The 14211-nt window shown below is 62.4% G+C and carries 11 protein-coding genes; 5 read left to right on the top strand and 6 right to left on the bottom strand.

Annotation, left to right across the window (positions count from 1 at the left end; translation table 11 throughout):
• Window positions 1-30: 30 nt before the first annotated feature.
• The 4 genes from G6M89_RS21420 to thyA form a co-directional block, all read right to left on the bottom strand.
• Window positions 31-174 carry a hypothetical protein gene (locus G6M89_RS21420; protein ID WP_241175500.1) on the bottom strand — a complete coding sequence of 48 codons (144 nt, stop codon included), beginning with the start codon at window positions 172-174 and terminating at the stop codon, window positions 31-33.
• Window positions 175-280: 106 nt separating this feature from the next.
• The gene (gene acnA / locus G6M89_RS21415; RefSeq protein ID WP_165163928.1) at window positions 281-3046 is read right to left on the bottom strand and encodes an aconitate hydratase AcnA; all 2766 of its coding nucleotides are present in this window, start codon (window positions 3044-3046) and stop codon (window positions 281-283) included.
• 201 nt (window positions 3047-3247) lie between these two features.
• Complete coding sequence (locus G6M89_RS21410; RefSeq protein WP_165163927.1) at window positions 3248-3793, bottom strand: dihydrofolate reductase; 546 nt, start codon at window positions 3791-3793, stop codon at window positions 3248-3250.
• On the bottom strand, window positions 3790-4806 hold the full coding sequence (thyA, locus tag G6M89_RS21405; RefSeq protein ID WP_165163926.1) for a thymidylate synthase: 1017 nt from the start codon (window positions 4804-4806) through the stop codon (window positions 3790-3792). Before thyA ends, G6M89_RS21410 begins: the two co-directional genes overlap by 4 nt.
• 113 nt (window positions 4807-4919) lie before the next feature.
• Between thyA and G6M89_RS21400 the strand changes: the two genes are divergently transcribed.
• Complete coding sequence (locus G6M89_RS21400; protein ID WP_165163925.1) at window positions 4920-6506, top strand: ribonuclease H-like domain-containing protein; 1587 nt, start codon at window positions 4920-4922, stop codon at window positions 6504-6506.
• On the top strand, window positions 6507-9167 hold the full coding sequence (locus G6M89_RS21395; protein ID WP_165163924.1) for a DEAD/DEAH box helicase: 2661 nt from the start codon (window positions 6507-6509) through the stop codon (window positions 9165-9167).
• 18 nt (window positions 9168-9185) lie between these two features.
• On the opposite strand, the gene G6M89_RS21390 is transcribed toward G6M89_RS21395, so the two are convergent.
• Window positions 9186-9494, bottom strand: a complete 309-nt coding sequence (locus tag G6M89_RS21390) for a hypothetical protein (RefSeq protein WP_165163923.1) — start codon at window positions 9492-9494, stop codon at window positions 9186-9188.
• A gap of 275 nt (window positions 9495-9769) precedes the next feature.
• On the opposite strand from G6M89_RS21390, the gene purD reads away from it, so the two are divergent.
• Complete coding sequence (purD, locus tag G6M89_RS21385; protein ID WP_165163922.1) at window positions 9770-11062, top strand: phosphoribosylamine--glycine ligase; 1293 nt, start codon at window positions 9770-9772, stop codon at window positions 11060-11062.
• Window positions 11063-11410: 348 nt separating this feature from the next.
• On the opposite strand, the gene G6M89_RS21380 is transcribed toward purD, so the two are convergent.
• A complete protein-coding gene (locus tag G6M89_RS21380) occupies window positions 11411-11860 on the bottom strand; it encodes a plastocyanin/azurin family copper-binding protein (protein WP_165163921.1) in 450 nt (149 codons plus the stop codon).
• A gap of 130 nt (window positions 11861-11990) precedes the next feature.
• Here G6M89_RS21380 and G6M89_RS21375 point away from each other — a divergent pair, with 130 nt between their 5' ends.
• Both G6M89_RS21375 and G6M89_RS21370 read left to right on the top strand, forming a co-directional pair.
• Entirely contained in the window at window positions 11991-12722 is a 732-nt protein-coding gene (locus G6M89_RS21375) for a protein sorting system archaetidylserine synthase (protein ID WP_165163920.1), read from the top strand.
• Between the two features lie 65 nt (window positions 12723-12787).
• Window positions 12788-14173: a HEAT repeat domain-containing protein gene (locus G6M89_RS21370; RefSeq protein ID WP_165163919.1), complete on the top strand. Its 1386-nt coding sequence runs from the start codon at window positions 12788-12790 to the stop codon at window positions 14171-14173.
• The last annotated feature ends 38 nt before the right edge of the window (window positions 14174-14211 follow it).

Below are 14211 nucleotides of genomic sequence, written 5' to 3'. Positions count from 1 at the left end.
TGCGATTTGGCGTGCCAGCGTGATGGAGTGTTACACGTACCGACTTTCGCCCTCGTACACCGACGGGTCTTCTCTGTCCTTTTCGGCAACAGTCTCAAGGGCGACGAACTGGGCGTTTTCGTGGCCAGCGACACAGTCCACATCAACGCCGATTGCAACGTCTACGGTTCCCACATGCACTCCTCACTCTCACCAAGCAGTGCCAAAGAAGCGTATTGTGGCTCGAGGTGACCGTCTCGAGCGCTGAGTCGTCGATGCGGTGCCGATCAGGGGGTCGGCGTTAGTTGTCCAGTTCGTCCTGCAGCAAGCGTCGGAGCACGAGGTGGAGCACGCCGCCGTTTTCGACGTACTCGACAGCCATCGGCGTATCGACCTGTGCGGTCACGGTGAACTCGACGGTCTCACCATCGTCGGTTTCGGCGGTGACGTCCAGTTCAGCGTTTGGCTCGAGGCCGTCCTCGAGACCGGAAATCTCGTAGTATTCGTCGCCCTCGAGGCCGAGTTCTTCCCAGCCTTCGCCCGCTTCGAACTGCAGGGGCAGGACGCCCATGCCGATGAGGTTGTCACGGTAGATGCGCTCGTAGCTCTTGCCGATGGTCGCGCGGATGCCGAGCAGGTCAGTTCCTTTCGCAGCCCAATCACGGCTCGAGCCAGTCCCGAGTTCATCGCCGGCCATGACGATAAGGGGCGTCTCCTCGTCACGGTAGCGCTCGGAGGCATCGAAGACGGTGGTTTCCTCACCGGTTGGATGGTGGATGGCGTAGCCACCCTCGACGCCGTCGAGCATCTCGTTTTCGATGCGGACGTTTGCGAAGGTGCCGCGCATCATGACCTCGTGGTTTCCGCGGCGGGAACCGTAGGTGTTGAACTCGTACGGTTCGACGCCGCGTTCTTTGAGCCACTGGCCGGCAGGCAGGTCCTCGCTGAACGGTCCGGCCGGGCTGATGTGGTCAGTCGTAACCGTATCGCCGAGCGTCATGAGCGCACGAGCATCATCGACGTTGTCGACGCCGGGCTTCTCGAGCGGGAAGTCCTGGAAGAACGGCGGCTCGCGGATGTAGGTGGACTCGTCGTCCCAGTCGTAGACATCTCCTTCGGGGGCGTCGAGGGCTTCCCAGCGGTCATCGCCCTCGTAGACGCTTGCGTACTTCTCCTCGAACATGTCGGGCGAGACGCTGTCGTGGATCGTCTCGCGAATCTCTTCGGTATCCGGCCAGATGTCCTCGAGGTAGACCTCTTCGCCGTCGTCGTTCGTGCCGATTGGTTCTTCCTCGAGATCGATGTCCATCCGACCCGCGAGGCCGTAGGCGACGACCAGCGGCGGGGAAGCGAGGTAGTTCGCCTTGATTTTCGGGTGGATACGGGCCTCGAAATTACGGTTGCCCGAGAGGACGCTCGTCGTCCAAAGGTCGTGTTCGTCGATGGCGTCCTCGATTGGGTCCGGTAGCGGGCCGGAGTTACCGATACAGGTCGTACAGCCGTAGCCGACGACGTGGTAACCCAGTTCCTCGAGATCGTCGAGCAGCTCCGCGCGCTCGAGATACTCCGTGACGACGCGGCTGCCGGGTGCGAGACTCGTCTTGACGTAGTCGGGAATCTCGAGGCCCTGCTCGGCGGCGTTACGCGCGAGCAGGCCGGCACCGACCATCACGGACGGGTTCGAGGTGTTCGTACAGGACGTGATCGCACTGACGAGAACATCGCCGTGGCCGATCTCGACCTCACGGCCGTCCTCGAGTTCGACGGGAACCTTCTCGTCGAGTGGGAGGCCGGGACCGGAGCCGGTCGCGTCGGCTGCGGCCGTGCCGCTGCCGTCGCCGATTGCGGGCTCGCCGCCCGCGCCGATGACGCCTTCTTCCTGCAGCAGGGCAGGGAAGTGCTCGTCGAGGTCGCCCATCGGGATGCGCTGGTGGGGCTTCTTGTGGCCCGCGAGGCTTGGTTCGACATCGCCGAGATCGAAGTCAACGGTGTCGGTATACTCTGGCTCTTGTTCGCCGAACAGACCCTGTTCCTCGAGGTACGCACGAACGAGGTCGATGTGTTCCGGATCGCGACCCGTGAGTTCGAGGTACTCGAGGGTTTTCTCGTCGACAGGGAACATGCTGATCGTCGAGCCCTGTTCGGGAGCCATGTTCGAGATGGTCGCTCGATCCGCAACGGAAAGCTGGGAGACGCCGGGGCCGTAGAATTCGACGAACTTGTCGACGACGCCGACTTCGCGCAGTTTTTCCGTAATGTGAAGCACGAGGTCCGTCGCGGTCGCGCCTTCAGGCAGGTCGCCCTCGAGGCGGACGCCGACGACTTCGGGCAGGCTCATGTTGATCGGCTGGCCGAGCAGTGCCGCTTCCGCCTCGATACCGCCGACACCCCAGCCGACGACACCGATGCCGCCGATCATCGGGGTGTGGCTGTCGGTGCCGACGAGCGTGTCGGGGACGAGCCACTGCTCACCGTCGACTTCGCGCTCGTGGACGACGCGCCCGAGGTGCTCGAGATTGACCTGGTGGACGATCCCGGTTCCTGGCGGGACGACCTCGAAGTCCTCGAAGGCCTGCTGTGCCCACTTGATCGCGCGATATCGCTCTTCGTTTCGTTCGTACTCGATTTCGACGTTCTTTTCGTACGCGTCGTCGCTGCCGAAGTGGTCGACCTGCACGCTGTGGTCGATCACGAGGTCACACGGGACTTCGGGTTCGACAACGGTTGGGTCGACGCCCTTGCGGTCCGCTGCGGAGCGAAGCGCTGCAAGGTCGACGACTGCGGGAACGCCCGTCAGGTCCTGCAGAACGACCCGCGACACCGTAAACGGAACCTCGGCGTCCGGCACGTCAGGCTCCCAGGAGGCTGCCGCGCGAATCGAATCGGCATCGATCTGTTCTCCGTCGGCGTTTCGTAAGACTGACTCGAGCAGAATACGGATGCTCACTGGCAGTTTCTCGAGGTCACAGAGACCCTGCTCCTCGAGAACGGTCAGATCTGCCATCTTATACGTTTCGTCGTTGTGTTCGAATTCCCGGATTGCGTCCGAGAACGCATCGTCTGACATTGCGCGGTCTACGAACCGATCACATTTGAAACTGCCGAGAACCGTGCGAAGAGACAATATTTGCCCCACATTTGTCGGGTATGGGTCAGAATACACCAACGCACACAGCTGGTTCCCCGTTACTGCACCCTATTGCAGTCATAGAGAACAGTGCTGAACTGCCATGCAGTGACTATTTTCAAATAGTGACTGGGTCTGCAGTCACCGGACGTACTCGACGAACGCGAAGCCATCGCGCTCGTCGCGCTCGAGTTCGTTCCACGTCTTCCTATTCCAGTCCGGAAACTGCGTATCCCCGTCGGGTTCTCGGTGAACCTCCGTACTAATCAGGCGCTCGAGGGCGGGCAGGAACTGCTCGTAGACGGTTGCGCCGCCCGCGACGAAGATGCGGTCAGCGTCGTCGTGGCGTACGCGTGCAGCCTGCTCGGCCTTCTCGAGTGCCTCCTCGAGACTGCCTGCCGTCACGGCGTTATCGGGGGTCTCGAGGTCGCGACTCGTGAGGACGACCGTCGTCCGCCCGGGCAAGGGTTCGCCGAGCGCCTCGAGAATGCCCTCGTAGGTGACGCGGCCCATGATGACCGGGTGGTCCATCGTGGTCTCTTTGAAGTGAGCCAGATCCTCGGGAATGTGCCATGGCATGTCTCCGTCCTTGCCGATGATGCCGTTGTCGGCGACGGCGACGATGCCAACGAGTTCGCGCTCGAGGTCGTCTGCAGCACGCACGCTGTCGGCCCCACCGTCGCTCATTCGGCCACTCCGAATGTGATCCCGTCGTGGGACTCGTAGTCTTTGATCTCGACATCCTCCGCGGTGAGTTCGTCAATCGAGACATCTGCAATCTCGAGCGTCGGGCGCTCGAGTGGCTCTCTGGAGAGTTGCTTGAGGAGACCGGGCACGTGGTCTTTCCGTTCGTCGCCCTCGGCTTCGGCGGGCGCTTCGGACTCGAGCCACTCCTTGACTATGAGGTACTCCTCGCGGTCGTCGACGTCGGCGAGGCGCGTTTGGAGGGCCTCGAGATTGTCGGCGTACCATTCCCCGCGCGCGCCGCGGCCGCAGTAGACGTGGGCGTCGACGACGGTGTGGGCGAACGTGCCGGGTTCGAAGCCGGTCTGCTGGGCGATGAGTTTCGTCAGGAGCGAGTACGCCGCGATATTGAACGGGATACCAAGTGCGATATCGCCCGAGCGCTGCGTGAGGTGGCAGTTCAGCCGGTCACCCTGGACGTTGAACACGAACGAGTAGTGGCAGGGCGGCAGCGTCGAAATGGTGGCGTTTGCAGGGTGCCAGGCGTTGACGACGAGCCGCCTCGAGGTCGGCGAATCCGAGAGCGTGTCGATGACGTACTGCAGTTGGTCGAACGTCCGTCGACCATCAGCTTCCTCGGTGACCCACTGCTGGTCGGCGTCGGGCCAGGACTCGCCCGGGAGTTGTGCCGGCTCTTCGGGAACGGGATAGCGTCGCCAGAAGCGACCGTAGGCGGTATCGAGATGTCCTTCGTCGTCCGCCCAGGCGTTCCAAATTTTGGTCTCCTCGCGCAGGTCGCGGATGTGCTCGTCGCCGGAGAGATACCAGCACATCTCGTGGATCATCGAGTTCCAGCGAAAGCCATCCAGTTTCTTCGTCGTGAGCAGCGGATACCCCTTTTGCAGGTCAATCTCGTAGTGCTCGCTGAACGACGAAATCGTATCGACGCCGGTTCGGTTGGGCTTGTACGCCCCCTCCGACAGCGCCGCGTCGACTAACTCGAGGTACTGTTGCATTATCGCCTCATTTGAAGCGACCCTACATAGTGGGTTCGGACGACTCGAGCACTTCACTTCCACCGCACCGTCCAAACCCTCTTTGTCCCCCCGCGCCTCCCGACCAGTAACCGATGACCGCTCGAGACGGCTCCCACCTCCTTGCCGTGCCACCGGCTGCACTCCGTGACCGGCCGGTGGCGACGCTTGCGGATATCGACGCGACGCTCGAGCCCGACGCCGTCTGGGTGCTTGGTCCCTCGCGTGAGCCACAGTCGTTCGCGCGTGCGCGCAGTTCGTTCGACGCACCGGCGTTTCACCCGCCGCTCGAGACCGCCACAGAGGGCGTCGGTCTTCAGACAGTCGGCGATAGAGAAATTGCGATAGCGCACGGAGCGAGAGCAATGTCCGCGCAGCCAGAATCTGTCTCGAGGACGCTGCAATCCACGAAGCCACTCGCACTCCTCTGTGACGATATCGCGACGGAGACACGCCCGACCGAACTCGAGACCACGCTCGAGCACGCCGACACCCTCGCTGCAGCGCTTCCGTCCGGCTGCGTGACGACCGTCCTGACGGGAGCCGAATCCGCGGGCTACGACGAGTTGTGGCATCTCGAGGCCGAGACAGGCGCAGTTCAGCGCGTCGACCACGACCCCGGGCTCGCCTGCGAACCCGCCGGAGACGACTGTGTTTCCGTCCGCGTACAGGGCGTCGGTCCGGTCGAAGGCTACGGCAACGCGGCCTCACTCGCACTGCTCGAACTCGAGGCTGAGGGCGTCGCGACCATCGAGACGTATTCGGCGACGGACTTCGGCCTCGAGGCGGTGTCCGGAATCGGCCCGAAAACAGCGACCCGACTCGCCGAGCACGGTGTGACCGCACGAGCGGAGTTGCTCGAGATGCCGACTGAGCAGCTGGCAGCTCTCCCCGGCGTTGGTCGCGAGCGTGCACAGACGATGCACCAGCACGCGGCAGTCCTCGAGACGGGCGAGCCACGCAGACTCACCGACGAGTCGCTGCCGGGCGAGGATTGGTCGACGCCCCCACTTTGCATCGATATCGAGACCGACGGGCTCTCGCCGACGATCATCTGGCAGATCGGCGTCTACGACCCCGCAAGCGACGAGTATCGTGCGTTCGTCGAACGCGACGATCCGAGCGATTCGGCGTCCGTGCTCGAGGCCTTTTGTGACTGGCTGCTCGGCGTTCACCCGAATCGCGCGCTGCTGACGTGGAACGGCTGGCGCTTCGACTATCGACATCTGGGCGCGTTCATCGCCACACACGTCCCCTACTACGCCGAGGAGTGGGAGTCAATTCCCAAGTTTGATCTGTATCTCTGGGCCATTCGCGACGAGAACGCAATGCTCCCCGGTCGGACCAACAAACTCGAGGCCGTCGCGTCCGCGGTGGGCTACGAGGACGCCGCAACGGGTCTCGACGGCGCACAGACTGCGGCGGCGTACCAGCGATTCATGCGCACGGGCACGCCACTCGAGTGGGAGCGCCACGAAGCCTACTGCGAGGACGACTGCCGGGCGCTGTGGCACGTCTACGAGCAACTGCGGGAGGCACCGCATAGCGAGGCCAGAGACTCGAGGTCGACGACGGAGTGGGGCTCGAGTACAGCGACGGACTCGAAACGGAACGAGGCCAGCAGTGCACGAAAGACGCGCGATGAGACTGCCAGCGAGCAAACCGGACTGAGTGATTTTTAGATGAGCGAGCACCGCGACACCGACACAGCGGACGTAGCGATCACCGGCGACGAACTGGTCGATACCTTCCCCGGCTACCGTGCAGAGGACGATATCGCGACCCTCGAGTTACCCGGTCGAGACGCCGAAACAGTCCCGAACGAAGAGATCCTGCGATCTGAACTCGCGGCTCCACTCGAGTACGACCTCTACTCGCATCAGGCTGACGCGCTCTCTGCGCTCGCGCGCGAGGAGAATGTCTGCGTCGCGACGAGCACATCGTCGGGGAAGACCCGAATCTACGCGCTCCAGATCGCCCGAAACGTCCTCAAGGCGCGCGCTCGAGGTGAGGAATCGACGGCGTACGTCTGCTATCCGACGAAGGCGCTTTCGCGGGATCAGGAGCGCGAACTCAACGACCTCTACGACGACCTCGGCCTCGAGATCACGGTTGCGGTGTACGACGGCGATACGGAACGCGGCAAGAACCGACGCCGGATTCGCGAGGAAGCTGACGTGATCATCACGAACTTCGCGGGCGTGAACACCTACCTGCACGACCACGACCGCTGGGCGCGCTTTCTCTCGGCCTGTGACCTCCTCGTGATCGACGAATCCCACACCTACACCGGCGTCCACGGGATGCACGTCGCCTGGATCATCCGCCGGTTGAAACGCGTGCTCGAGTACTACGGCGCGGAGCCACAGTACGTGCTGACGAGCGCGACCATCGGCAATCCCGGCGAGCACTCCGAGACGTTGATCGACGAGTGCGTCACCGTCGTCGACGAGGACGGCTCACCGACAGGGCCGCGGGATCTGGTACTCTGGAACCCGCCGCCACAGGCGCGCGAAGACGACCCCGGCGAAGGGTTAGAGGGAGACCCCACAGACGCCATCCTCGAGCGCGTCCCCGCCACCGTCGAAGCGCCGCGTCTCCTCTCACATCTCACCTATCAGGACGCCCAGACGCTGCTGTTTACGCCCTCGAGAAAGCTCGCGGAACTGTCGGTCAAACGCGCCGCGAAGTTCCGTGAGGAGAATCACTACTACACGAATCCGGGCCGCAGAAACGGAATCGAACCCTATCACGCAGGCCACTCACGAAAGAAGCGCCACGGCACCGAACACCAGCTCAAGACCGGACTTTTGGACGGTGTAGCCTCGACCAACGCCCTCGAATTAGGCATCAATATCGGCGAGATGGACGCCACCGTGCAGTTGGGCTATCCCGGCCAGCGCCAATCATTCTGGCAGCAGATCGGCCGCGCGGGCCGGGGTGAAAAGCGTGCGCTCTCCGTGCTCGTCGCCGAGCACCGGACGCTGGATCAGTACGTCATCACCCACCCCGACTACTTACTCGAGAACGACGTCGAGGACGCGGTGGTCGATATCGACAACGACGCCGTCTTCGCCACCCACCTGCGGTGTGCAGCGGACGAACTCGCACTCGATGAATCCGATGCCGGCGCGTTCGCCGAGCGCGAGCGACTCGAGCGCGCCGTCGAGATGTGGCGACGCGCCGGGCAGGTACAGGGCGCACTCGAGACGGGTGTCTCTTACGTCGGGCCGCCGCGTCCGCAGGGGTCCGTCTCGCTGTACGCGACGACGGGCGAGGAGTACGAAGTACAACTCGCCGACGGCGTTGATGAACGCCACGATCCCGAGATGGAACCGCTCGCAGAAGAGCGGGTCTTGCGGGATTTTCACGAGGGAGCAGTCCGATTGCATCAGGGGAGGCAGTACGAAGTGACCGCTGTCGATCACGACGCACCCCGACCGTCGGTAACGCTGCAACCGACCGACGTGGACTACTACACGCGCACGCAAACCGACGTGACCGTACTCGATGCGGTTTCGGAGAAATCCCGCGACATCGGCGACTTTACGCTGCATTTCGGTCGCGGTCGGGTACTGGTCTATCACGGCACCTACGACAAGGTGGCTGTCCACGGCGGCAAAAAGAAAGCACAGGCAATCCCCACGGAGAACCCGCCGCTGTCCATCGACACCCACCTCTGCTGGCTCGAGGTACCCCAATCTATCGAGGACGCGTTGGTCGAGAAATACCGCGACTTTTCAGTCCCAGAGATGGACGGTGAGTTCGCGGAGACGGCCCACCTCGGCTACGCGGGCGGGCTTCACGCCGCCGAACACGCGACGATTGGTGTCGCCCCGCTCGAGTTGATGGTCGACAAGCGCGACCTCGGGGGGCTGGCGACGCTCTCAATCGACTCGCATCTCGCACAGGACAGTGTCGAAGCGGACGCGGATATGAACGAGAATGCAGCAGACGACACCGCCGCCCCGAAGAACATCGCCGCCGCCGAGGCAACCGTCCGAGAAATTGCGATGGGACTCAAGCACGAGCCAGCCAGCGGCTGGTTCATCTACGACGGCATCGACGGCGGCCTCGGCTTTGCGCGAGCGATCTACGAGAACTTCGAGGCGGTCGCGCGGCGAGCACGCGAGCACATTGCGGACTGCGACTGCGGCCGCGTCGATGGCTGTCCCGCCTGCGTGATGGACGAGCAGTGCGGGAACGACAACCAGCCGCTCCATCGCGATGCCGCCGTGGACATCCTCGATCAGTTGCTCGGTGATGCTGGAGACGACGTGCTCGAGGATGTTCCATCCGAAGAATACGGCGGCGACCGGCGGCCACCGCTATTTTACGCTTGAGTCGTTCACTCGGATGCGTTAGGGCCGCATTGAGACTGTGTCTCGTAACTGCCACAGTTCGAACAGACCGCGGAAGAACAACACGATAAACCCAATCAACAGCACGGTTGCAAGACTGGCTCCAACGAGGCGAGGAACAGCGACGAGCGTTCCCTCTCGAAGGGCAATCACGAGGTGGAACCCAGCCCAACAGCAAAACGCGGGGATGATGTACTGTTGACTACGGTTCGTCTCGGTGATCTTCGAGAGCGCTACGAGCAGAGCCAGACCGAACAGCGGGATTGCGAGGCTGATGACGTTCGACACACCGCCAAACCACTCGAGCATTAGCAGAAACTGGTTTTCGAATAGTCATATCTCTTCTGAACACTCCAACAGTCCTTACTGGTTGACTGCGTCACCCAGCACGCCTCAATGATCTCAGCGGATAGCCCTCGCGGTTCTTAGTCGTAGCTACACGATCAGTGTTCACGTCCCAGCCGAAACAAGGGCTCGCGCTAGCGAGAGAAGATCTCCAAGGACAACGACAGTAGACACACCCGTGCATACTTTCACTCGAGGAAAGAGCAACGCTTACAGGTTCGTGCGTTCCGTTGTCGACCATGCGAGAGAACGTGCTCCTGATCGGTGGCGGCGGCCGTGAACACGCAATCGCCCGCGCGCTCGAGGATAGCGAGGCAGACCTCTACGCCTGCGCCGGGAACCGCAATCCCGGCATCGCACAGATTGCGAAGGACTTCGAGACGCTCGAGACGACGAACCCGAAGGCCGTCGTCGAGTACGCTGAGGAAGTCAACGCGACGATTGCCGTTATCGGCCCGGAAGCACCGCTCGAGGCCGGTGTTGCAGACGAACTCGAGAACGCAGGCGTCTACCCGTTCGGCCCGAAAGAGGCCGATGCCCGCATCGAGACGGACAAGGCGTTCCAGCGCCGGTTTATGGCGGAACACGACATTCCGGGCTGTCCGGATTTCGAGACGTTCGACGACTCGGAGGCGGCGTGTGACTTTATCGACGAGTACGACGGCGACCTTGTAATCAAGCCCGCTGGGCTCACGGGCGGGAAGGGGGTCAAAGTCATCGGCGAGCAGGTCACGCCCGAGGAGGGCAAGGAGTACATTCGTGACTCCGACTACGACCGGATCGTGCTCGAGGAACGACTCATCGGCGAGGAGTTCACCGTGCAGGCGTTCGTCGCCAACGGCTCGTTCGAGACTGCGCCTGCCGTCCAGGATCACAAACGCGCCTACGAGGGTGACGAGGGACCAAACACCGGCGGGATGGGGAGCTACTCCGACGCCGCAACGGCGCTGCCGTTTATGACCGACGACGACTACGACGAGGCCGTCTCGATCATCGAGGCGACCGTCGACGAACTCGCAGACTATCGTGGCATTCTCTACGGCCAGTACATGCTGACCAGCGAGGGGCCGAAAGTCATCGAGTTCAACGCCCGCTTTGGCGACCCTGAGGCGATGAACACGCTGCCGGTCCTCGAGACGGACTTCCTCGACGTACTCGTGGCCGCCCGCAACGGCGAGTCGGTGCCTGCCCTCGAGTTTGCGGATCAGGCAACGGTCTGTAAGTACGCTGTGCCGGACGGGTATCCGACGGATCCCGACGCCGGGGCAAAAGTGAAGGTAGACGAAGAGAGTGCGGGCGACGCACTGCTGTACTACGCCAGCGTGGACGAACGCGACGACGGCATCTACACGACGACCTCGAGATCGTTCGCACTCGTCGGGCTCGCGGATTCGATTACGGAGGCCGAAGCGATCGCCGAGGACGCCCTCGCAGTCGCTGGCGAGGAGGGACTGCACATGCGCCACGACATCGGCAAACCCGACCTCGTCCAGCAACGGATCGACCACATGGACGAACTTCGCGGCGAATAACGCGGCTCACATCGCGGTCCACCGATTTACTGCGTAACTCACTGGTTCCCGTGCTCGGAGCCGACACCGGGGACGTCCTCGAGACTGCCTTCATCGACCGCTTGCGTAAGCGTCTCGGCGTCGACCTCCGCGTCTGCGTTGTCCGTTGCGGACCGGAGGACACGCCGAACGCCAATATAGACGCCCAGTGCAACCGCACCGGAGGCGACTGCGCCGGGAATGCCGTATCGTTTGTAGCCGTACGTTGCTGCCTTTTTCGCGACCGTCAGTCAAATCATCGTACAGTATGTCGGAGCGTCATCGGCAAGAACTGGCGGCTTTCGTACGCGAGTCTAAAACCGCACTCTCTTACTCAGAGACAATAACGACACCGGACATCGACCCGGGTTCGAAGTGTGGCTCACAGATATAGACGTATCGCCCCGGAATCTCGAACGTGTGCTCGAACGTCTGTCTTGGCCCAATTCGACCGCCCATCGAGTCGTGCCAGTCTGCTCGAGCGGTTTCTTCATCGTCGTAGCCGCCGCTTGCAAAGTACTCCGCGTCGTCGGGAATGCCGTCCTCGAGTGCGGTGACGGTGTGGTCGGCACCGCTCGTGTTCATCCAGACGACGGTGTCGCCGACTGTGGCCTCGTACTCCTCTGGGAGAAACGAGTTCCGACTCATGCCGATATCACAGTCGTCGTCGCTACAGGGGGTTGACGATGAGTCATCAAAGAGATTCAATGCGGACGTACACCCTGCAAGACTGGCAGCAACGGAGGTTCCAGCGGCGGCGAGATAGACGCGCCGGTTCATATCAGACACTCGGCCTGCAGGAGATATAACGACCCCGGTTCGTTCCCGCACGCTTGGACTCATCGAACGACCACCGCCAGGCATGCTAAAACAAAAACACGTAAGGTACCGGCCCGTCGATTCCGCGCATATGCTCCCGCGGTTCGTCGGCCGGCTTGGCATTGCCGACGCAGTGACCGTCGCCAACGCTGCGCTCGGATTTGTCGCCGTCGTCGTCGCCCTCGTTGATATCGAACTCGCCGCTCGACTCATCTTGCTGGCTGCCGTTGCCGACGGTCTCGATGGGCTCCTCGCCCGTCGGTACGGCGGCACCGAGGCTGGCCCGTACCTCGATTCGCTCGCTGACGTGGCCTCCTTCGCTGTCGCCCCCGCGGTCCTCGCCTTTATCGTCGTTACTGACGGGTTGACGATCACCCTCGAGACCGTCACACTCGAACTCGTACTCGTCGCTGTCGTCTGTTCGCTGTTCGTCGCGGCTGCCGTTGTCCGTCTCGGTATGTACACCGCCTACGACATCTCTGGGAACTATACCGAGGGTGTCCAGACGACGCTCGCCGCCACGATTCTCGGCGCAGCGATTCTGGCTGGCGTCGCCGATCCGTGGCTGATCCTTGCAATCACTGCGGCGTTCTGTTACCTGATGGTCTCGCGAATCCGCTACCCCGATTTGCTCGCACGCGATGCCGGAATCATGGGGGTCGTACACGTTCTTGCAATTTTGATTCCGAATTTCGCCGGCCGGACGTTCCCGTATGCACTTTTGACGCTTGGGATCGCGTACATGGCGCTGAGCCCGTGGTTTTACTGGCGCGACGCCGAAGAGACACGCACAGCCGAGACCGACGCGCATGGAAACGCTTAGGGCGATCCTGACACGACCGTAGAACATGAACACAGTCACGCGTCGGCGTCGTCCCGGGTGGTACCATGAGTGAGGACGAAACGAACGGTGACGACACGCCGGACGCCTCGGACGAGGAACAATCGGTCGATCTCGAGGCCATTCGAACCCGTCTCGCTGGCCTCGAAGATGACCTCGAGGAACTGGATTCAAACCTCGAGGCTGCCGAGACCGAACCCGATCTGGACGTCGTCGAAGCCGACCTCGACTCGTTCCGCGACGACCTCGAGTCGATCGAGATTCCGGAGCCACCGGAAACGGACGACGAGGATGACGAAGACGACGAACCCGCACCCGAGGAGGAACTGCAGGATCGCTATGATGACATCGAAAGCGACCTCGACGACCTCGAGGACGATCTCGAGGATCAGCGCGGTCCCTACGGTGACGACGTCATCAGCGAGATAAACAGCGTCAGCGGAACGATTACGGGCACCCGCTGGTCGGTCGAGGGTGACGAAGAGATCATCGCGGCCGTCGACGGCTTCCTCGCGGAACTGAACGCCCTACTCGGCAGTGACGTTGCCGTTCCCAGCGACCTCGAGCCAGCAAGTGGTGCCGAACTTGGGGACAACGCAGTTGAAGACGGCCAACGCGTTCGCGAAGAACTCGGCGACACGCTCGAGTCGGCCACTGACGCCGTCGACGCTGCCGACCTCGATGCAGATGACGACGCCGAGACGATTGCGGCACTGCTCGAGGCGACCGACGAGTTCGAGAGCGATATCGACGAGGCAACCGAGTGGACCGACCTCGAGGTGCGCGAACAACTTCGCCGTGAAGGGTTCTACGACGTGCTGGATCACGTCAAGGACTTCCCGCCGGAGTGGCACGCCCTGAAAGTCCACGAGAAACGAGGCAACGTCGACCAGATCCTGCTGGCCTACGACAGCCTTGGCTCGGAGTTCATGGAAGACCACTGCCTCGAGTCACTCGAGCGGATGGGGCCCGAAGAGGCCATCGAGCCGATGGTCCAGAAGGCTGGCCGTCGAGACAAAGCGGCAATGCGTATTCTCGGCAAGATTGGCGTTGCAGACGAGCAAGTCGTCGACGCGCTCGCTGATTACGTCGATTCCAACCCAGACCTGCAAAAGCCCGCCTTCAGAGCACTCGGCGAAATCGGGGCGACAGACGCTGTTGAGCCGATTGCCCAGCAACTCGCCGAAGACAACCCCGATGTCCGAAGTTGGGCCGCCCGCGCCCTTGGACTGATCGGCGATACACGCACGATCGACCCCCTCGCAGACGTGCTCGCGGATGACGACGAAGACCGCGTTCGTGCGAGTGCCGCCTGGGCACTCACACAGATCGGCACGCTCGAGGCGCTCGAGATCGTTGCCGAGTATGACGACGACCGCGCCTACCTCGTCAAAGCCGAAGCCGACAACGTCGACCTTGAGCCGGTCGCCTGAGCGGACTACAGTATTGCGTTTCCAGTCAGAGACAATGA

This window comes from Natronolimnobius sp. AArcel1 (genome assembly GCF_011043775.1).
GTDB lineage: Archaea > Halobacteriota > Halobacteria > Halobacteriales > Natrialbaceae > Natronolimnobius.
Note: the sequence above shows the minus strand (reverse complement) of the source record. Positions and strands in the feature narration are given on the sequence as shown.